This is a genomic window from Pirellulales bacterium, assembly GCA_035656635.1.
Classification (GTDB): Bacteria; Planctomycetota; Planctomycetia; order Pirellulales; family JADZDJ01; genus DATJYL01.
The window spans coordinates 1-20,702 of sequence record DASRSD010000185.1 but is presented as its reverse complement, the minus strand read 5'-3'; the positions used below and the strand labels follow the sequence as shown (position 1 = coordinate 20,702).

At 57.0% G+C, this 20,702-nt stretch carries 15 protein-coding genes and 1 pseudogene; 7 read left to right on the top strand and 9 right to left on the bottom strand.

The annotated features are described in order from the left end of the window. Both VFE46_19845 and VFE46_19840 read right to left on the bottom strand, forming a co-directional pair. Positions 1–1,017 carry a 2-oxoacid:ferredoxin oxidoreductase subunit beta gene (locus VFE46_19845; protein HZZ30261.1) on the bottom strand — a complete coding sequence of 339 codons (1,017 nt, stop codon included), beginning with the start codon at positions 1,015–1,017 and terminating at the stop codon, positions 1–3. 147 nt (positions 1,018–1,164) lie between these two features. Continuing rightward, positions 1,165–3,048, bottom strand: coding sequence for a 2-oxoacid:acceptor oxidoreductase subunit alpha (locus tag VFE46_19840; protein HZZ30260.1), 1,884 nt, complete (start codon positions 3,046–3,048; stop codon positions 1,165–1,167). A 524-nt stretch (positions 3,049–3,572) separates the two neighbouring features. Here VFE46_19840 and VFE46_19835 point away from each other — a divergent pair. Next, positions 3,573–3,704, top strand: a complete 132-nt coding sequence (locus VFE46_19835; GenBank protein HZZ30259.1) for a hypothetical protein — start codon at positions 3,573–3,575, stop codon at positions 3,702–3,704. On the opposite strand, the gene VFE46_19830 is transcribed toward VFE46_19835, so the two are convergent. Continuing rightward, positions 3,701–4,573, bottom strand: coding sequence for a hypothetical protein (locus VFE46_19830; protein ID HZZ30258.1), 873 nt, complete (start codon positions 4,571–4,573; stop codon positions 3,701–3,703). The genes VFE46_19835 and VFE46_19830 overlap by 4 nt on opposite strands. A gap of 121 nt (positions 4,574–4,694) precedes the next feature. Between VFE46_19830 and ribB the strand changes: the two genes are divergently transcribed. The 3 genes and pseudogenes from ribB (at position 4,695) to VFE46_19815 (ending at position 9,497) form a co-directional block, all read left to right on the top strand. After that, the gene (gene ribB, locus VFE46_19825; GenBank protein ID HZZ30257.1) at positions 4,695–5,909 is read left to right on the top strand and encodes a 3,4-dihydroxy-2-butanone-4-phosphate synthase; all 1,215 of its coding nucleotides are present in this window, start codon (positions 4,695–4,697) and stop codon (positions 5,907–5,909) included. A gap of 93 nt (positions 5,910–6,002) precedes the next feature. Beyond that, a pseudogene (locus VFE46_19820) lies at positions 6,003–8,309 on the top strand (DUF3160 domain-containing protein). 132 nt (positions 8,310–8,441) lie between these two features. Next, positions 8,442–9,497: a 3-deoxy-7-phosphoheptulonate synthase gene (locus VFE46_19815; GenBank protein ID HZZ30256.1), complete on the top strand. Its 1,056-nt coding sequence runs from the start codon at positions 8,442–8,444 to the stop codon at positions 9,495–9,497. Positions 9,498–9,655: 158 nt separating this feature from the next. Here VFE46_19815 and VFE46_19810 read toward each other — a convergent pair whose 3' ends face one another. The 4 genes from VFE46_19810 to VFE46_19795 all read right to left on the bottom strand — a co-directional run bounded on the left by VFE46_19810 (position 9,656) and on the right by VFE46_19795 (position 12,988). Next, on the bottom strand, positions 9,656–10,927 hold the full coding sequence (locus tag VFE46_19810; GenBank protein ID HZZ30255.1) for a 3-dehydroquinate synthase: 1,272 nt from the start codon (positions 10,925–10,927) through the stop codon (positions 9,656–9,658). 131 nt (positions 10,928–11,058) lie between these two features. Then, the gene (locus VFE46_19805; protein HZZ30254.1) at positions 11,059–11,196 is read right to left on the bottom strand and encodes a hypothetical protein; all 138 of its coding nucleotides are present in this window, start codon (positions 11,194–11,196) and stop codon (positions 11,059–11,061) included. A gap of 167 nt (positions 11,197–11,363) precedes the next feature. After that, positions 11,364–12,374 carry a ThuA domain-containing protein gene (locus tag VFE46_19800; protein ID HZZ30253.1) on the bottom strand — a complete coding sequence of 337 codons (1,011 nt, stop codon included), beginning with the start codon at positions 12,372–12,374 and terminating at the stop codon, positions 11,364–11,366. A gap of 2 nt (positions 12,375–12,376) precedes the next feature. Further along, positions 12,377–12,988: a nucleotidyltransferase family protein gene (locus tag VFE46_19795; GenBank protein HZZ30252.1), complete on the bottom strand. Its 612-nt coding sequence runs from the start codon at positions 12,986–12,988 to the stop codon at positions 12,377–12,379. A gap of 214 nt (positions 12,989–13,202) precedes the next feature. On the opposite strand from VFE46_19795, the gene VFE46_19790 reads away from it, so the two are divergent. After that, on the top strand, positions 13,203–16,022 hold the full coding sequence (locus VFE46_19790) for a glucosidase (protein HZZ30251.1): 2,820 nt from the start codon (positions 13,203–13,205) through the stop codon (positions 16,020–16,022). 121 nt (positions 16,023–16,143) lie between these two features. Beyond that, a complete protein-coding gene (locus VFE46_19785; protein ID HZZ30250.1) occupies positions 16,144–18,078 on the top strand; it encodes an amylo-alpha-1,6-glucosidase in 1,935 nt (644 codons plus the stop codon). A gap of 12 nt (positions 18,079–18,090) precedes the next feature. Here VFE46_19785 and VFE46_19780 read toward each other — a convergent pair whose 3' ends face one another. Next, positions 18,091–18,366, bottom strand: coding sequence for a hypothetical protein (locus VFE46_19780; protein HZZ30249.1), 276 nt, complete (start codon positions 18,364–18,366; stop codon positions 18,091–18,093). A gap of 106 nt (positions 18,367–18,472) precedes the next feature. On the opposite strand from VFE46_19780, the gene VFE46_19775 reads away from it, so the two are divergent. Then, the gene (locus VFE46_19775; GenBank protein ID HZZ30248.1) at positions 18,473–19,765 is read left to right on the top strand and encodes a glucuronate isomerase; all 1,293 of its coding nucleotides are present in this window, start codon (positions 18,473–18,475) and stop codon (positions 19,763–19,765) included. 132 nt (positions 19,766–19,897) lie between these two features. On the opposite strand, the gene VFE46_19770 is transcribed toward VFE46_19775, so the two are convergent. Then, positions 19,898–20,416 carry a hypothetical protein gene (locus tag VFE46_19770; GenBank protein ID HZZ30247.1) on the bottom strand — a complete coding sequence of 173 codons (519 nt, stop codon included), beginning with the start codon at positions 20,414–20,416 and terminating at the stop codon, positions 19,898–19,900. Between the last annotated feature and the right edge of the window lie 286 nt (positions 20,417–20,702).

Sequence of the window (20,702 nt, the reverse complement as noted above, 5' to 3'; positions counted from 1 at the left end):
CTACTCCACCACCCAGGTGTCGCCGGTATTGAATAGCGCTTCCAGGCTGCCGGCGCGCTTCGCGCGGGCTTCGGCAATTTGCTCGCTCATCTTTTCTTCATAGCGCGGCCGGTCGACGCAGCGAAACACACCAATCGGCTCCGGAAGGTCCGGATTGCACATGCGGCTTAGCAAATAGGCCAAACTGGGCTCTTGCATCTTTTCATCGTGGAACAGCAAATCGTCCTCTTCAATGCCTTTACCCAGCTCGACCACTTCCAATTGCATGCCATTGAGGCGAATGCCCTTGTTGCGGTTTTTGCCGAAGATCAGCGGTTTGCCGTGCTCCAGCTCGATGACGGTGTCGGCCTTGGTTTCGCGATTCGTCGCCCATTCAAAGGCCCCATCGTTGAACACATTGCAGTTTTGATAAACCTCAACGAACGAGGTTCCTTTGTGCTCTGCCGCGCGCTTCAAAATTGCGCTCAGGTGTTTGATGTTCACGTCGATGGACCGGGCCACAAAGGTTGCTTCGCAGCCCAGGGCCAGCGAAATGGGATGAATTGGGTTATCGACCGAGCCCACTGGCGTGCTCTTGGTCACTTTGCCGTTCGGCGAGGTGGGGGAATACTGCCCCTTGGTCAGGCCGTAAATTTGGTTGTTGAACAGAACAATGTTCAGATCCAAATTGCGGCGAATGGCGTGCATTAAATGGTTGCCGCCGATGGAAAGCCCATCGCCGTCGCCAGTGATCACCCACACCGTTAAATCGGGGCGGGCCGCTTTCAAGCCGGTGGCCACCGCCGGAGCGCGGCCGTGGATGGAGTGCATGCCATACGTGTTCATGTAATACGGAAACCGGCTGGAACAGCCGATGCCGGAAATGAACACCATTTTTTCCGGCGGCACGCCCAGCGTGGGGAGCACTTTTTTCATTTGCGCCAGAATCGAATAATCGCCGCAGCCAGGACACCAACGGACATCCTGGTCACTGGTGAAATCTTGCGGCGTCAGCACAGGCAGTGAAGCGGTAGACATGGTGGAAATAAGGGGTCAGGGTTCAGGGCGCAGGGGTCAGTAATGAGTGGTTAATTCTGTAATTTGTGAACCGGTTGTTTGTCATCCATTCGCTTGCGGTTTAGCCGCGAGCCGTTAGGCAAGCGCGCGGCACTAAGCGAATCGTTCTCACTTCAACATGGTTTCAATTTTGTGCGTCAATTCCGAAACCGTAAACGGCTTCCCCTGCACTTTGTTGTATCCCACGGCGTCGACCAAAAATTGGCCGCGAATCAGCAGCCGCAATTGGCCGAGATTCAATTCGGGAATCAACACTTTTTCGTATCGCTTGAGCACGTCGCCCAAGTTGCCGGGGAACGGGTTCAAATGCCGCAAATGGGCATGTGCAACCGACCCCCCCTGTGCTTGAACGTTGCGAGCCGCAGTCGCGCAGGCGCCGTAGGTGCCGCCCCAGCTTAATACCAGCAGCTTGCCCGATGCCGGGCCTTGCACTTCCAACGGTGGAATATCGCGGACAATGCCCGCTACTTTTGCCGCCCGAATGTTCACCATGTGTTGATGGTTATCGGGCTCGTAATTCACGTTGCCGGTAATATCTTGCTTTTCCAGGCCACCCACGCGGTGCATTAAGCCGGGCGTGCCAGGCAATGCCCAGGGGCGTGCCAGCCGCTCGTTGCGGGCATAGGGCATGAAAGGCTGACCGCTGACCGACGGGCCCGGATGCTCCACTTCAATTGGCCCAAGTTTTGTCGTATCGGGAATGCGCCATGGCTCGGAGCCGTTGGCCAGGTAGCCGTCGCTCAGCACAAACACCGGAGTCATATAGCGCACAGCAATTTGCCATGCCTCTTGGGCAATTTCAAAGCAATCGCCTGGGCTCTGGGCAGCCAGCACCGGCACAGGGCACTCGCCGTTGCGGCCGCACACGGCCTGTAGTAAATCAGCCTGCTCGGTTTTGGTGGGCAAACCGGTGCTTGGCCCGCCGCGCTGCACATTGATGATCAGCACCGGCAACTCGGTCATGACGGCCAAGCCAATGGCTTCTTGCTTGAGCGCGATTCCTGGCCCGCTGGAAGTGGTTATCGCCATGGCGCCGCCAAAGGCTGCACCAATGGCCGAAGTCATGGCGGCAATTTCGTCTTCCGCCTGAAAGGCGCGAATGCCGAAGTTTTTGAAGCGCGAAAGCTCGTGCAGAATGTCGCTGGCCGGCGTAATGGGGTAGGAGCCCAAAAACAATTCGCAGCCGCTGCGCTGGGCCGCCGTTATCAATCCCCAGGCCAACGCCTGGTTTCCCGTGATGCTGCGATATTTCCCCGGTGGCAGCTTGGCCTTGGGCACCGAGTAATGCGCGGTGAACGCTTCCGTCGTTTCGCCATAATTGTAGCCGGCCATTAACGCCCGGCGGTTGGCTTCGGCGATGTCGGGCATTTTGCCGAATTTTTCGTCGATGTACCGCAGCGTCGGCTCCAGCGGACGGTCGTACAGCCAAAACGCCATGCCCATGGCGAAAAAGTTTTTGCAGCGGTCGGCTTCCTTCTGGCTAATGCCCAATTCCTCGACGGCCGCCTTGGTAAGCTTGGTCATTTCGACCGGAAACACTCGGTAACTTTGCAGGCTGCCGTCGGTGAGCGGATCGCGCTCGTAGCCGGCCTGCTGCAATCCTTTGGGCTCGAACGAGTCTTTGTTGACAATCAGAATTCCGCCGCGAATCAAATCGCACAAATTGGTGACCAGCGCCGCCGGATTCATTGCCACCAGGGCGTCGACCTGGTCGCCGGGCGTGAAAATTTCGTGATTGGCAAAGTGAATTTGGAACCCGCTAACGCCCGCCTTGGTGCCGCGCGGGGCCCGAATCTCGGCCGGAAAGTCGGGGAAAGTAGCGACATCATTCCCTAACAAGGCCGAAGTGTTGGTCAGCTGCAAGCCGGCCAACTGCATGCCGTCGCCGGAGTCGCCGCAAAAGCGAACGGTCGCCGATTCCAGCGTTTCGGAAGGCTTGCGCGATTTGGGGGGCAGGGTTAGCGGAATCGGCGGATCGGCGGTGGTCGACATGGCTAATGTTCCAAATCAAGTGAGCAGGCTCTGGATTTCGTCGTTTTGTTGAACTTCGGTTTGAACTTAAATGGGCTGCTGTTCACAGCATCGGTCGATAAACCGACGCCGCATCACCGGGGTGAAGCAACGACCGATGCTAGCGTCGTTAACTATTGAGGCGGCAAAGCGGACGCCAACTGTGGCGACATACCGCTTGCGCCGGCGCACCATCGGGCGTCCGTTGCTGCGAGAAACGGACGAGCCTTGCCGACTCGCCGTACACCGCCGGCCTTTGTTGTACACCATGACCCTCAATTTGTGGTTGGCGGGCAGGTTATCGGACTGAAGCGATTGGATAAACAAGGCGGGCTGTTGGGTTTATCCGCTAATGCGCTTCGGCCAACCTACTTACTCCCCGGCATGCTCTTACATTATTCCGAATTTAACATGCCACAGGGTTAGTTGAAAATGCCTGTATGGATTAATAACTTTTTTCACCGTCTTCCGACTTCCGTATTGTACGCTTTTCCTACGAAATAAGCATGAAAATCGTCCATTTCGGGACTGCAATTTGGGCAGCAATGGGAGTCGGCTCGAAGGAAAAACCGCGTGTAAAAGGGTATTTCAACCGAATTTCCGCCGCAGCCACCCCCTTAAAAAAACTTAACGTTTAAGCTCCCTTCTCCTCCCGACCGGGGGGCTTATAAAACTGCGTGAGATCGATGCCCCCTTTCTGCTCTTCCTCCGCCAATTTCAACCGCAGTTCCAACCGATCCATGCGGCGAATTAAAGCCGGCAGAATTTCCGGCGTGAGATCGAGCGGCACCAAGCGCGGAACCGCCGGGTAACCCAACTGTCGATGGAGTGCCGCGAACAGTAGCAGCGGATCTTTTTTTCGATTGGCCAGCGCAATGCGTCCCTCTTTTTGTCCAAACAGCATCGGTTTGTCGCCGATCGCTTCTTCGCGCCCCTGCCGTCGGCAATCGATGGGGTACTGCTGGCTGCGAACATAAATCAGGTCGGCAATATCGATCAACCCCACCTGCCGCCGCACGGTCAAAATCCATTCTTTCCAGGCGGCATCAAAAATGGGATCGCCGGCAATTGCTTCCAGCCCACGATCGTAACCCAACCGATTGCGGCACAGGCATTCGAACTGATACAGAAAAATTCCCTGCGGCGTGGCGCCGTCGGCCAGATATTGCGCCTCCCGCTCGAGAATTTTCAGCGCAGTGCCAATGTCGAACTTCCCGCGATCTCTTTCCGCCTCGGCCACCACGTAAGTTTGAAACGGCCGGAAGTAGTGCGCCAGCTTTTCCATCGCCGGCGAGAATTTCCCCTGCAACTTCAACTCCGCGGCCAAAAAATCCATTGCCATCGGCAGCCGCGTCGTAGATAGAATTTCTTCCTTAATCCACACCAACAAGTCCTGCGTGGCCATGTTCTCCCGCAGGCGCTCCCCCAGCGCCTTAAACAGATACACCTGTTCGACATATTCTTCACGATCGAGCATAGGCAGCGGGCAGCAGACGGTAGGCAGCATGCGGAAAGCCGGCGATAGCGTTGCCGGGACTAAATCATCTATAATGGTATGTTATTCAAACGGCAATTCAAACGACAACGCCGCCCTGTGGATAGCACACCAATCCATTGATCACCCACGCATGAATCCTCATTTTTCCACTATTGACGACGCCATTGCCGCCATCCGCCGAGGGCAAATTATCATCGTGGTCGATGCGGAAGACCGTGAAAACGAAGGGGACTTTGTCTGCGCCGCAGAAAAGTGCACGCCGGAAATCGTCAATTTCATGATTCGCCACGGGCGCGGCCAACTGTGCATGCCCATTTTGCCCGACGTGGCCCAGCGGCTGGAACTGCCGCAAATGGTGGAAGCGAATTCCGCGCCTTTGGGCACGGCGTTCACGGTGCCGATCGATCATCGCAGTTCGCGGACCGGCATTACGGCGCAAGAGCGTGCCACCACCATCCGTGCCATTCTCGATCCGGCCAGCAAGCCTAGCGATTTTGTCCGCCCCGGCCATTTGTTCCCGCTGGTGGCCAAAGAAGGGGGCGTGCTCCGCCGCGCCGGCCATACGGAAGCCGCCGTCGATTTGGCTCGCATGGCCGAATTCCCTCCCGCTGGCGTCCTGTGCGAAATTTTGGACGACGGCGGCGACCGCGCCGGCCGCGAATTTTTATTCGCCCTGGCCGCCCAGCACGATCTGCACATTATTTCCATCGAAGAACTGTTGCGCTACCGCCGGGTCCGCGAAAAATTGGTGTACCGCATTGCCGAAGCGGAATTGCCCACCCGTCACGGGCAATTCAAGTTGATTGCTTACGGCGTGAAGTACGAAACGCAGCAGCCCATGGTGCTGGTGATGGGCGATCTCACAAAAACCGTCGCGCCGCTGGTGCGGCTCCACTCGTCCTGCTTCACCGGCGACGTGCTCGATTCGCTCCGCTGCGATTGCGGCGATCAACTGCACATGGCCCTCGACCGCATCAGCCAAGAAGGCTGCGGCGCGCTGGTGTACTTGCCGCAAGAAGGGCGCGGCATTGGGCTGGTTGAAAAAATCAAGGCGTATCAACTGCAAGATCAGGGCCTCGACACGGTCGAAGCCAATTTGGCCCTGGGCTACAAAGCCGATGTCCGCGATTACGGCGTCGGCATTCAACTGCTCAAAGATCTGGGCCTGTCTAAAGTGCGGCTGCTGACGAACAACCCGAAAAAGACTGATGCCTTCATCTACGGCGGCTTCGACCTGCAAGTGGTCGATCAAGTTCCAATCCTTCCCACGGTGCACGAGCACAACGCCCGCTACATCGCCACCAAGCGCGACAAACTCGGGCACATTCTGCCAGATATTCCGTGAATCACATCAAGCGGAGATGGAACCAATTGCTTTGAAACGCATCTAAATTCCGCGCGGATAAGTTCGCAGCCAGATGGGCCAGGAGGCGCAACGATGACTCGACTTTCGCCGTGGTGGCTGGTTGTTCTAGGCGTTCTTGCCCTGCCCGGCTGCACGCGCAGAATTGAAGCAAGCTCGTCGCAGCCACGCGACACGTTCCATCAGCAACTCTTCGATGAGCTGCTGGCCAAATATCCCAATTTAACCTACCGCCAGTTGTCCGATCTCACGCCCCAGCGGGCGTATCTCGAACAACTCTCGTTCGATCCGGCCCAGGCGAAATTCTACCACGAAACGGTGCTGCGCATGGAGCTGACCGATGCCGAGCAGGAAATGTTGCGCCGCCAAGGTTTGGTCTCCGTCGACCACAATCAACATTGTAGCTTCGGCTCCGCATATTTGGCCGTCTATTCTCACGATCTGCCTGTGCTCGTTACGAGCGATTCGGTTTTGTATGCCATGCACCGGAGCTACGACGATATTTTGATGGAACTGGAACAAAAAGTTTTTATCGACGCGCTCGACGAGATCCTTGGTAAATGTCACGACCAACTCGCCCGCTCCGCTCCCAATTCCACCGCTGCGGAAAATTTTCAAGACGTCGATGTTTATCTCACCGTCGCCCGCAATTTGCTTCAAGGCGCCGGCGGCCCCGCAAAGGCGGAATCGCAACCCTTGGATGTATGGAGCGGAAACCTGTTGGTTGTCTCCAAGCTCGGCCAAGATGAAACCGTCAAAACGATTCTCCGTCTCATCCAATCGCGCGTTTTACAAGACCCGCGAAAAGGTCAGGGCACGTCGCTGTTTGGCGGGCTGCGCGCCGTCGATTATTCGCAATTTCAGCCCCGGGGGCACTACTTAAAAACCGTGCCGCTCTGCCGCTACTTCCGCACCATGATGTGACTGGGCCGCGCTGATACCGGGTGCATTGTGCTTCCGCCTGATCCAAAATCCGGCATTGACAGCCAAAGCGGGCGTGAACTGCGCGACGCCGTCTTGCTGACGCAACTACTGCGGTCCACCGGCGAAATCGATCGTCTGCGGCAAATCAGTGATGTTCTCGATTTTTTAATCGGCCGCAGCGACAACCTGACTGTTTTCCAATTGACCGATTTTATGGATCGGCGAAAAATCAATTCGCTCGACGATCTTGCCGACGATTCACGCGTTGCTGCCTTACAAAATGCACTGCGCAATAGCGACCTGGGCCTACAGCAAATTCGCTCGCAGGTGGTTCTGTCCGATCTAAACGATCTGCACCAAGTGCCGCCGCCCAGCATCTTTCAAATGTTCGGGCAGCGGTTTGTCATCGACTCGTTCGTGCTTTCCAAAGTGGTTTACGATTCGATTCTGTTTGAAGACGCCAAGGTGGCGCGCCAAATGCCCACGGGCCTGGATGTGATGTTCGCCTTGGGGAACAGTGCCGCGCTGCCGCTGTTGGACCAGGAAATGGCCAAATTTCCTTATGCCTCCAACTTGAAGGCCAGCCAGAATTATGTGACCAATTTTCAGTCGGCATTCTGGCAAGAAAATTTGTACAACATCTGGCTCGATTCGCTCCGCACGCTGCAGGCCGATTTGACGAATGAAAAATATCTGCCTGAGGTCATGCATACCCAGGCCTGGCAGCGCAAGCAATTGCAAACTCAACTCGCTTCCTGGGCAGAACTACGCCACGACACGGTGTTATATGTAAAACAGTCATACACCGCGGAAGAAAAATGTGAATACCCAACCGGCTATGTCGAGCCGTATCCAGAAACATTCGCCCGGGTGAAAGTTTTTGCCGACGAGGCCGCCCGTCGCATTGCCGCCGCCGATTTCAAATTGGCGAATGTCGATCACTCCGACATCCAGCGCCACGAGGTCGAATTTTTCGAGCAAATGGCCGAAACGCTTGGAAAACTCGAGTCGCTGGCACGGAAAGAGTTGGCAGGTGAGCCGTTTATGGAGGAAGAGCAGGAGTGGTTGAAGAAATTAATTTCCGCGGATCCCAGCCACTTCTGCGGTGCTCCTCCAACCTACTCCGGTTGGTACTGCAAATTGTTTTATGCCGACAGCAGTCAAAGCGTCGAGTGGGATCCGACGGTCTCCGATGTCCACACCGATCCAAATACGCAGACTGTTTTGGAAGAAGGCGTCGGCGATTGCACTTTCCTCGTCGCCGCCATCAATAACGGCGACGACAAAATGATCTACGTCGGCCCTGCTTTTACCTATTACGAATTCTCTCGGCCCGCCGAAGATCGCCTTACGGACGAAAAATGGAAACAAACACTCGTCTCGGGCAAGCAGCCGCCGCACCCCTCATGGACGGGTGACTTTCAACCGGCGAAATTGCAGCGCGGAATGGGCCGCTGATCGTTCAGCACTAGTCAATCATCCATGCTGCCGGCTCCTGTATCGCAATTGCGGCTAGCGGCGGCGGCTTGCTACAATCGATAATTCCATCGATCCATCATCCATTGAGTGCAGTGAATTGCTGCCGCCTCTATGCGTCAAACCGAAAACATCAACGTTGGCCGAATTGAGCCGCTGATTTCGCCACAACAACTCAAAACCGAGCAGCCGCTGACTGAGAAAGCGGCGGAAGTGGTGGTCGATTCGCGCGAGGTAGTCAAAAAAATACTCGCCGGCGACGATGCCCGATTGCTGGTGATCGTGGGCCCCTGCTCCATTCACGATGAAAAATCTGCCCTGGACTATGCCCAGCGGCTGTCCAAACTTGCCCGTGGCGTGCAAGACCGGTTGTTTCTGTTGATGCGAGTTTACTTCGAAAAGCCGCGCACCACCGTCGGCTGGAAGGGGCTGATTAACGATCCGCACCTGAACGACACCTTCGATATCAGCGGCGGCCTGCGCATTGCCCGCCGCATTTTACTGCGCGTGGCGGAGATGGGCTTGCCCACGGCCACCGAAATGTTGGAGCCCATCACGCCGCAATATATTGCCGATTTAATTACCCTGGCCTCGATCGGGGCCCGCACCACCGAAAGCCCCACGCATCGGCAAATGGCTAGCGGGTTATCCATGCCCGTGGGTTACAAAAACGGCACCGACGGCAGCCTGCAAGTGGCGCTCGACGCCATGATGGCCGCCCGCACGCCGCACGCTTTCCTGGGCATCGACAACGAGGGGCGCACTTGCGTGGTCCATTCGCAGGGAAATCCGTGGGAATGCTTAATTTTGCGCGGCGGCCGCTCCGGGCCGAATTATTCGTCCGACAGCATTAAATTCGCCGCCGATGAGCTGGCCCGGCACCACTTGCCGTCACGACTCATCGTCGATTGCAGCCATGCCAACAGCAACAAAGATTTCCGCCGTCAGTGCGTGGTGTGGAACAGCGTGGCCGATCAATTTGTGGAGGGGAACCCGGCCATCGCCGGCGTGATGTTGGAAAGCAACCTGGTCGAAGGGAGCCAAAAGGTGCCGGCCGATATCAAGCAATTGCAATACGGCGTGTCGATTACCGATCCGTGCATCGGCTGGGAAGAAACCGAGAGTTTAATTCTCGCCGCGCACGCAAAGCTTTCTGCCACACCGGTTTAATAACCGCGAAGACGCGAAGACATTTTATGGCCGCGAATGAACGCAGATAAACACAGATAAACGCAAATTAAATTCAGACGGCAGCAGGTTTTACTAAAAATTCTGCTGCGATTCCGTCTTATTTGCGTTCATTCGCGTTTATTTGCGGCTAATTCTTCTCAATGCTGCGACTTCGCGGCTTCAAACCGGCTTAATGTCTCAATCGCCTGGCACATCAGTCGGCGGTCGATTTCGTGCACTTCCACCGGCTGGCCGATGTCATGCAGCATCGTCAAGGTTAGCCGGCCGCCTAAATGCTGACGGAACTCTTCCAGTCCCGCCAGCAAGGTTTCTGCATCGCGCAAATGCGGCGAATCGAGTGTGAAGCCCAAATCCTTCAGACAGCGCAATACTTGCTGCGATTTTTCTTCCGCCAAACTGGTCGCCAGCGATGAATAAATTGTGTCGATGGCCACGCCAATCGCCACCGCCTCGCCGTGCCGCAACTCAAAGTTCGACAGCACTTCCAGCTTGTGCGCGCTCCAATGGCCGAAATCCAGTGGCCGGGCTTCCAACATTTCGAACGGATCGCCCCCCTGCGTAATGTGCGCTAAGTGCAACTGGGCCGAGCGGCGAATCACCGGCAAGCAAACGTCCATCTCTCGCCGCCGAAACCGCGGCGCCAATTCACACAACTGGGAGAAAAAAGCCGGGTCCTTGAGCAGCGATACTTTTACCGCCTCGACAAATCCGCACAGAAAATCGCGTTCCGGCAACGTGGCCAGCAGCCCCGCATCGTTGATTACGCCCCAGGGCACCGCAAATGTGCCGATCCAATTCTTCTTTTGAAAGGCGTTGACGGCGTTTTTCACGCCGATGCCACTGTCGGCCTGGGCCAGCGTGGTGGTGGGCAACCGCACCAGCCGCAACCCGCGATGGGCAATCGCCGCGGCAAACCCCACGGCATCCAGCACGGCGCCGCCGCCAATCACCGCCACATAACTGCGGCGATCCAAATCATGTGCGTGAAACACCTTCAACATCCGCTCCAAAATGTGAATGTCGTTTTTCACCTCCTCGCCGCCGGGCACAATTTGCACGTTGCCCGCCAAAGCCATTCGATCACGATATTTCCGCGCCAGCGCATGAATCCGCTGCGTCAACTCAGGCTGGGCTTCCGCCACGTGCGAATCGAGCCAAAACTGCACTCGCGCCGGCTCTTTCACCCTCTCCCTTTGGGAAAGGGCCGGGAGGGTGTCCGGCGCTTCCAGTAAATCGACCAGCACCGCCGCATCCGCCCCAAACACATCGTGCGTGAACCGCACCCGGTGTACCTGGGGCACGGAGAAAGAAACATCTGCCGATCCAGCCTGATCGGCAGCTTCGCGCGGATTAGGAATGCGAAAATGAAAGTATTGGTCGGGCATCAGCGAGCGTGTGGCCAAACGCAATGGGGTTACTTACGCGCCATTATAACAACACGCCCTGTACGGCGACATGTCATTCGCGCGCGTCCTAGAGCGGCGCACAACATCAAACAGTTTGCCGCGGGGTCGTTCCTCGATTGAACCGCAAAACGCAATCAGCTTCCGGCTCTGCGTTGAACCCGGGCTTTGCGCTTGGAAAGCCGGTTGATTCGTCCTTCAATCAGATTTACGCGCCCCTTTTGAATGCGTTTGACCAATTTCTTGAGCGGTCGTCGGCGTGCGCCTTCAGGCATGATTGAACTCCTTGAGTGGAAAGTCGGCCAGGCTTAACTTGCCTGACGGTTGGATGGGTAGTCAGCCTGAAAAAGCTGAGCTACGGCGAAGCACATTGACCATCAACTTCTGTGGCAAATAGAACACAGTTTGCAGGAAATTCCAACTGCAATTTCGAGATTCCGAATTATTTCGCCGCATTCCACTCGTCGAGCATTTGCTTAAAATGCTCCCGATCGAACTTCGCATCCAGCGGCTTGGGGTCCATGTTGGCCATCAGCTCGTCGACCGTCGGGGTTTTGGAAGTTACGCCCTCGGCGGGGACATCGACCTTGGCAATCCAGCAAATCATGTTGAGCACCAGCTTGCGGAAATTGTCGTTCCCCCAATTCCAATGGTAATGGGCCCCCGTGAAGCCGAAGCCGCGGCTTCCGTCAGGCCGCTGCACCACCCAGGCCATAACCTGCGGCACGCCTTGCGACACTTCTGCCCGCACGGTCGGATTCCCTTCATGCGGGCCGTCCTTGCGCGACATGGTGCTAGCCGGCGGCACTGCGCTCAGAATCGGCGTCACGCCGGCCATGTTTTCCGGAAACCGCATGTGGAAATACCATTCGTCGTAAATGGCAAACGGTTTCACTCCCCGCGTCACCGGATGCTCCGGAAGCTGTTTGAAATCGGCCTTCCAAGTGGGATTGACCGACCAGTTGGTTTCAAAAAATCCGCCGATCGCATTCAAAAAATCATCCCCCGCGCGCCCCGCCGGCACTTCCACGCCGAAGTGCAAGGCGCCCATGCCGACTCCTTTTTTCACGAGCGCTTCCAGGTCGTCCAAATGGTCGATCGCCATGTGCTTGTCGCCGCCATCGCAATACAGGATGACCGCATTCACGCCGTCGAACACTTTGGGATCGCTCGGCCAGCCGTTGTTCGCCACCGTCGCTTCCACGGGCAGGCCGCTGCCGTTCAAGCACTTGGCCAGCAGTGTGCAACCGGCATTGAACTCGTGCTGCGCATACGGATGGCTCGGCTTTCCGGCAATGAACAGAATTTTTTTCACAGGAACCGCCGCGCTGGCCCCGGGCTTTTTTAGCGCGCTGTCTTGCGCAGTGGCTTCGGGAACAGCAAAATGGCTAACGCTCCCGCAAACGAATCCCACCAGCAGGACCCAGCCTGGAACATTTTTAAGCGATTTCATATTCACCGTCCGGCTTCCGCCATCAGTAGGTCCAATTGCGTGCGCAGATCGGCAGGCAATTGTTCACATAGCTTACGGTCGATCAATCCCACGTCGATCATGTCGCGCAAATGGACGCGATCTTGATCGCGGTTAGCCACCAGCTTCATCAGGACCAAATCCAGCACCGAAGCCGCACGCCATTTTCCCTCCCAGCACTGCGACGAGTTTAGCGTCGGCATGGGGTGCTTCTCTCCCGAGCGCGCAATTTCGCCGGCCCAAATCAAATGCACGGCGTGTCGTGGGTTCGGATCGGCCCGATCCAGCAACATGCCTACGCCAAGCGCTTCGAAATAATCGAAACCGGCCGCCAGGCCGGCGGCACGCACTCGGGGCAAATCGTCGCGTCGAACCAAAAGATCAATATCTTTAGTCGTGCGCACCGCTGCCGGATCGCGCGTAGCCACCCACAATGCCACCGCCTGGCCACCGACCAGCGCATGTTCGATATTCGCCGCCTGCAGCGCGGAAATAATTCGTTCCATTCGCTGGGTAACGCGGTCGATGGCCATCAGATATTGCTGCCAGACCTCTGGCGAACCCAGTTCCGCGGATTGATCGAAAGTGCGATCCATGGCCATTTAGCCTACCTGCCGCCTGGGGTACGTTCAATCCTGCGCGAATATATCGCTGGTGACGGTAAATTGGCCGTTGGGCCTGGCGGCGGGGTGGCGAATGTGGCGGGAAAATATAACGATGGGGTAGAATTTCGCATGCGGTGCGCGCCCAGGGGCTGCTGGCGGTTCCGCATTCCCGCCCAACATTTCCTCCCGCCGTCGGAAAGCGATCATGCCCAACCATAAACAGAGCAACCATCAGCAACATTCTGGCGACGGTGCTGCGGCATCCCCCATTCACACCACCGCCGAACAGCGCCGGCTGGACGAAGCCAAGCGCGGCCAACAACCGTGGCGGCAATGGGGCGCTTATGTGAGCGAGCGGCAATGGGGCTGCGTGCGCGAAGATTACAGCCCTTACGGCACCGCTTGGGATTATTTTCCGCACGATGAGGCCCGCAGCCGCGCTTATCGCTGGGGGGACGATGGCCTGGCCGGCGTGTGCGATGACCATGGGCAACTCTATCTTTCGCTGGCCTTGTGGAATGAGCAGGACCCCATCTTGAAAGAGCGCTTGTTCGGGCTGAACAACAGCGAAGGGAATCATGGCGAAGATGTGAAGGAGTGCTATTGGTATTTGGACGCGCTGCCGACCCACTCGTATTTGAAAATGCTGTACAAGTATCCGCAGCGGGCGTATCCGTACGATCGGTTGGTGCAAGAAAACCGCAACCGCGACAAGAAGCAGCCGGAATTCGAGCTAATCGACACCGGCATTTTCGACGACAACCGCTACTTTGACGTGTTTGTGGAATACGCCAAGGCCAATCCGCACGATGTGCTAATGCAAATTACCGTAATCAATCGCGGGCCTGACGAGGCCCGGCTGCACGTGCTGCCGCAACTATGGTTTCGCAACATTTGGTCGTGGCGTCCGGAATTCAACAAGCCGAGCATGTCGCGCGTGGAGCCAGGCACGGTCGCCGCCGACCACTATTCGCTGGGTCGCTATCACTGGTATGTCGATGGCGATGCAGAATTGTTGTTTTGCGACAACGACACCAACGTCCGCCGGCTGTTCGGCATGCACGATGCCCCCGGCTACTTCAAAGACGCCTTCCACGAATATGTGATTCATAACAAACACGAGGCGGTGAATTCCGCCCTAACCGGCACCAAAGCTGGGGCGCATTTTACACTGACGGTTCCCGCCGGCGGCTCACAAACCATTCGCACACGACTTGTTCAGCGGCCGTTGAGCCCGGCATTTGCCGATTTCGACACCATGCTGGTTCGCCTGCGCAGTGAAGCCGATGAATTTTATGGTCGGCTGCAACACAATCTGGAAGATCCCGACGCCCGAGCCGTGCAGCGGCAAGCGCTGGCCGGCTTGGTGTGGAGCCAACAATTTTATCATTACGATGTGGCCCGTTGGCTGCGCGGCGACGAACTACAACCGACTCCGCCAGCGGAGCGCCGCCACGGCCGCAACGCCAGTTGGATGCATCTGAAGTGCCGCGAAATTATGTCCGTCCCCGACAAATGGGAATTCAACTGGTTCGCTGCCTGGGATTTGGCGTTTCACTGCGTGGGGCTGGCGCTGATCGATGCCGAATACGCCAAGGAGCAGCTCGTGCTATTGGGCCGCGAATGGTTCATGCACCCCAACGGTCAACTCCCGGCTTACGAATGGGCCTTTGGCGACGTGAATCCGCCGGTGCACGCATGGGCGGCGTGGCGAGTGTATCAAATCGATCGGGCCCGTCATGGCCATCACGGCGATTTGAAATTTTTGGAGCGCGTGTTTCACAAGCTGCTGTTGAACTTCACCTGGTGGGTCAACCGCAAAGACGCCCAAAACCGCAACGTGTTCGACGGCGGCTTCCTGGGGCTGGATAACATCGCCGTGTTCGATCGCAGCGCCCCGCTCCCCACCGGCATGCAGATTTCCGAAGCCGACAGCACCGGCTGGATGGCCATGTACTGTTTGAACCTGATGCGCATGGCGCTGGAGCTGGCCCTGCACGATTCGGCCTACGAAAGCATCGCCAGCAAATTCTTCGAGCACTTTTTGTCGATTGTCGAAGCCATGAACCACGTCGGCTGCCGGGCCGCCGAAGATGGCGGCATTGGCATGTGGGACGACGAGGACGAATGGTATTGCTCGGTTGCCCAAGTCGATTCCAGCCCGCCGATCCGGATGAAATCGTTTTCGATGATCGGTCTGATTCCGCTGTTTGCCGTCGAAACGCTGGAGCCTCAGGAAATGGCGCGACTGCCGGAATTCACCTCCCGCCTGCTCTGGCTGCGCGAACACCGCAAAGACCTGGCCGATTTGGTCGCCGAGTGGAAATTGCCCGGCGTAGGCGAGCGCCGCTTGCTGGCCATGATGCGCGGCCACCGCATGAAGCGCGTTTTGGCCCGCATGCTGCACGAGACGGAATTTCTGTCCGATTACGGCGTGCGCTCACTTTCCAAGTGGCACCAAGACCACCCGATTGTCATTCAATTCGCCGGCCAGCCGTATCGGCTCGATTATGAGCCCGGCGAATCGGAGGGGGGATTGTTCGGAGGCAACTCGAACTGGCGCGGGCCCATTTGGTTCCCGGTGAATTATTTGCTGATCGAATCGTTGCAGAAGTTTCATCATTATTACGGCGACGATTTCAAAATCGAGTGCCCCACCGGTTCCGGCAAATATCTCACGCTGCTGGAAGTGGCCAACGAACTTAGCCGCCGCCTGACCAAAATTTTCCTGCGCGATGAAAACGGCCGGCGGCCCGTGTTCGGCCAGTACGATAAATTTCAGACCGATCCGAATTTCAACGGCAATCCGTGGTTTCACGAATACTTCCACGGCGATAACGGCCGCGGGCTGGGCGCGAATCATCAAACCGGCTGGACCGCCCTAGTGGCCAAGCTGCTGCAACCCAAGCGCACACCCCGCCACGGCCCCTCCGCGACTCACAACGGAAATAACCACGGAGTCACGGAGACACCGAGCAGCGGGCCGAATGTGGAAAAAGTGAAAACAGAAAAAGTGAAGGTTTGAGTGATAAAAAACTGTTTTCAAATCTAAATTTGTGCCATCGCTGGCTATGCTCACTTGATTTTCTCTGTGCCTGGGTGTCTCCGTGGTGAATTGCCTGTCTTCGCGTGCTTAAAAACTCGCCATGTCATTGCCACTTAATAACTGCACCGAATGGCTGGAACCCGATGGCCTGGGCGGTTTCGCCAGCGGCACCACCAGCGGCGAGCGGGCCCGCCGTTACCATGCCCTGCTTCTCGCTGCTACCCAACCGCCGACCGGCCGCATGGTGTTGGTCAACGGTTTTGATGCTTGGATCGAAACGCCGGCGGGCCGCTTCCCCATTTCCACGCAGCGCTACTCTCCCAACGTCCTCTACCCCGACAATGCTCCCGCATTAAAAAAATTTCAAATCGATCCTTGGCCGCAGTGGACGTTTTCCCTTCCCGACGGCACAACACTCGTGCAAGAACTGTTCGTGCCGCACGGCCTCGCCGCTTGCTGCCTGCGTTGGACTTTCAACGGTCAGACCCACGCCGCACTCACGATGCGCCCGTTGATGTCGGGCCGCGATTATCATTCCACGCATCACGAAAATTCCGCCTTCCGCTTTGAGCCAATAACGCGAAATGACTGGCTCGTCTGGCAGCCTTACGACGGTGTGCCGGAAATCTGTGCGCTAACCAACGGGCAATACACACACACGCCGGTCTGGTATCGCAAGTTTTTGTACGTGCAGGAACAAGAGCGTGGCCTGGATTACACCGAAGACCTGGCCTCGCCGGGCACGTGGCAGTTCGATTTGTCCCAGCCGGCGGTGTTGATTTGGACGGCTCAAGGAAATGAATTGTCGATCACTTGCGCCGCAAAGAGCGCAACCGCAGAAGGAGCGTGGACTGAACTCGCACACAGCGAGCAACAGCGCCGTTCCCACTTCCCCACGCCGCTGCACCGCTCGGCCGATGCGTTTCTTGTCCGCCGTGGAACCGGCCGCACTGTTATCGCCGGCTATCCTTGGTTCACCGATTGGGGGCGCGATACATTCGTTTCGCTCCGCGGCCTGTGCCTGGCGCTGGGCAAACTCGATGTGGCCTTGGAGATTCTGCTCGCTTGGTCCGCGACGGTAAGCGAAGGCATGTTGCCGAATCGGTTTCCCGATTCCGGCGATGTCGAATTCAACTCCGTCGATGCGTCGCTGTGGTTCATCATTGCCGTGCACGAGTTGCTCCACTCCGCCGCACAACACGGCCAACCGATCGGCGCTGAAGATCGCGCGACACTCGAACAGGCTGTGCTGGCCATCGTGAAAGGTTATTCCCGCGGCACGCGCTACGGAATCCGGCAAGATACAGATAGTTTGCTCGCCGCCGGACAGCCCGGCATGCAGCTCACGTGGATGGATGCCAAAATTGGCGATCATGTTGTCACGCCACGCAGCGGCAAGCCGGTCGAAGTGCAGGCCCTGTGGTTGAACGCACTGTGGATTGCCGGCCGCATCGACCGCCGCTGGACCGCCGTATTCGAAAATGCTCAAGCTCAATTTGAGCGCCGGTTTTGGAATTCCGCTGCCGGCTGCTTGTACGACGTAATTGATGTCGATCACCGCCCCGGCACAGCCGATGCATCAATTCGCCCGAACCAAATTTTCGCCGTCGGCGGCTTGCCCTTGTCGATTCTGCACGGCGATCGGGCTCGCCGCATTGTCGATTGTGTCGAAACCCACTTGCTCACACCACCGGGTTTGCGATCGCTGGCTCCCGGCTCGCCAGGCTATGCCCCGCAGTGCATTGGCCCGCCCGAACAGCGCGACGCCGCCTATCATCAAGGCACGGTCTGGCCGTGGCTAATCGGTCCGTTTGTCGAGGCCTGGGTTCGTGTCCGCGGCGGCACGCCCGGCGCTAAAAAGCAAGCCCTCGAAAAGTTCCTGCCGCCCCTGGTGGCCCATTTGCATTCGTACGGCCTGAACCACATTTCCGAAATCACCGACGCCGAGCCCCCCTTCACCGCGCGCGGCTGCCCCTTCCAAGCCTGGTCGCTGGGGGAATTTCTGCGGCTGCAGTATTGCGTGCTGCAAGATTAGCCGCTGGCAGAATTATTTTTGACCTTGCTCGCGCAGCTTTCTGATTTCGTACAAGCTGCGCAACGAAAGTTCCGCAGCGAGATCAGCACAGCTTTCGATTTCATCACGGCCAAAATGCTCATAAGCTTCCTTGGTCCGTTGCTCCATCAATCGAACTCGTTCGATCGGTGTGATCGAAAGCATATACCGCACCGACTCAGCAATTGCATAGCTCATGAGAAATTCGCGATAACTTTGAAAATCGCGTGGACTGGGAATTCCGCTGGAGTTATCACGTTCGTCGGACATTGTTCAACCTCTCGACTAAGACATTATTGCAGCCGCTCACTCCCGCATTATAGAATGGCGAACTTGCAAGTCACGCCAATATTGCCCGATCTGGAATTGCCCAACCATGTCTCAAGAACTTCGCCAACGTTTGTTCAATGAGCTCGAAAATCTCGTACTCATCGATCCGCACACGCACATCAACGCCCATCAGCCGGCCAGCGTTAACCTGGCAGATATTCTCGGATATCACTATTACACAGAGCTGGCCCATTCCGCCGGCCTGTCGCGGGAGCGCATCGAAGAGCCCGGCCTGGCGACGAAGGAAAAAGTCGGCCGCCTGGTGGCTGCCATGGCGCCGCTGGAAAACACCATTCAGTACAGTTGGTTCATCGAAACCGCCCGCGAACTGCTCGGCTTCAAAGACGACAAGCTCACGCCGCAAAATTGGGAAGCGCTGTTCGATTCCGCCCAAAAGCAAATGAGCCAGCCCGATTACGCCGCCCGCGTGATGAAGCAATCGAAACTGGAAGCGGTGTTCCTCACCAACGATTTTGACGATGCCCTCACCGGATTCGATACCCGCACGTTCATCCCCTGCCTGCGCACCGACGATCTGGTATTTCACTTCGCCAAGCCCACCGTGCCGGAGCGGCTGCAACGGGCCACCGGCATCGCCGTGAAAAACGCCGCCACGCTGCGGCAAGCCATCGGCAAGCTGTTCGATCACTTCGTCAAGCAAAACTGTCGGGCCTGCGCCGTCTCGCTCCCGCCCGATTTCGCGCCGACCAAAGTCGATGCCACCGCCGCCGATCATGCCGTGCAGGCGGCGCTGGAGCCGGCGGCCACCATCAGCGTGCTGCACCAGCGCGATCTATCCAACTTTGTTTTCTGGACGCTGGCCGAATTCTGCGTGGAATATCGCCTGCCGTTCGATTTAATGATTGGCGTCAATCGGGCGGTCTACCGCGGCGGCGTTTATCAGGGGCAAGATTTATACGACAGCCGCGTCTCGCTGATCCAATATCGCGAGCTGCTCAACGCCTTCCCGCAAGTCGTGTTCCCCATTTCCGTGCTGGCCAGCGTCACCAACCAGGAGCTCACCAGTTACGCCTGGATTTTCCCCAACGTGGTGACCAACGGGCATTGGTGGTACAGCAACACGCCCACCTACATCGAGCACGATGCCTCCGCCCGGCTGGAAGCCGTCCCCCGCACCAAGCAAATCGGCTACTACTCCGACATGTACAAGCTGGAATTCGCCCTGCCCAAGTTCCGCATGTACAAGCGCATTTTGGCAAAGATCCTCGCCGAAAAGTTTTGCCAAGACCGCTCCTGGAGCGAAGAGCGCGCGGTGGCGCTAGGCCACGATGTGCTGCGAGGGAATGTGGAGCGGGTGTTTTTCGGGAAGCAACAGTAACTTAGAGCCGCGCGCGTAAGCAAGCGTCTGTTGAAATCCATTACCACAAGAATTCTCGCGCAGAGACGCGGAGATCACAGGGAATGACAGCGTAGGAATACGTGTCCAAAACGCTGTTAATTTTCAGCCTGATCACCGTTTCGGCCACTCTGGTCGTTGCGATTTTCCGCAAGGATTGGCTAAGAATTGTTCGGCGCGTTTGCGGATAATAGATTCGATTTCATCGCGGTTTGCTCCCGGCCAATAATACTGTTGACCGCGACACTCCAGATCTTCGTAGGCAAAATAAAGCAAGTAGAAATCAAAAATGTCCTTTTGATAATTGTTTGCAATGCACAAGTCTTTGATTTCACTCACTGCTTCCAGTAAGTTCGATTCGCCAGCCAGTCCAAGCCGCAAACACTCTGATGCATAAGTGCGTTCCGCATGCTCGCGATCAATGTCGGCGATTCCTAACTCACGTAGTGCGCGGTCACGCAAGGCTGCAATCTCAAAATGGTTATAGGGTGGCAACATACCCGCGAGCATCGTGAGGTTGTGTCCGTCTCGCCCTTCCTCAAGCATCCCTATTGCCCAATCAACACAGTGCTGCCCACACGGCTTTTGCAAAGCCTTTTCGGCGAGAAGCTGAGCTGTGGTAATCTTGGCCATTAACCGTATCATATCACGTTTTCCCGTCGCCACGGGTGCATTGGTGCCATGCCCACGGCTCGCGGTGGGCATGCGAATTGCCAAGAATCTAATGCGGAAATAACATGGCCACTCAAAGCAGTGGCCATGGCACCCTTTATGAAGTCCGCGAGGCGCCTGCGGGATGGCAGATTGCGCACGGCGCCCATCGTGTTCGTTCCGTGTTTATCACCCAACATGCCCACGGCTCAGCTTGGGGATGCAAACAACCTCCACGTAGGCGAGTCTCTCCGAGACTCGCTGGCAG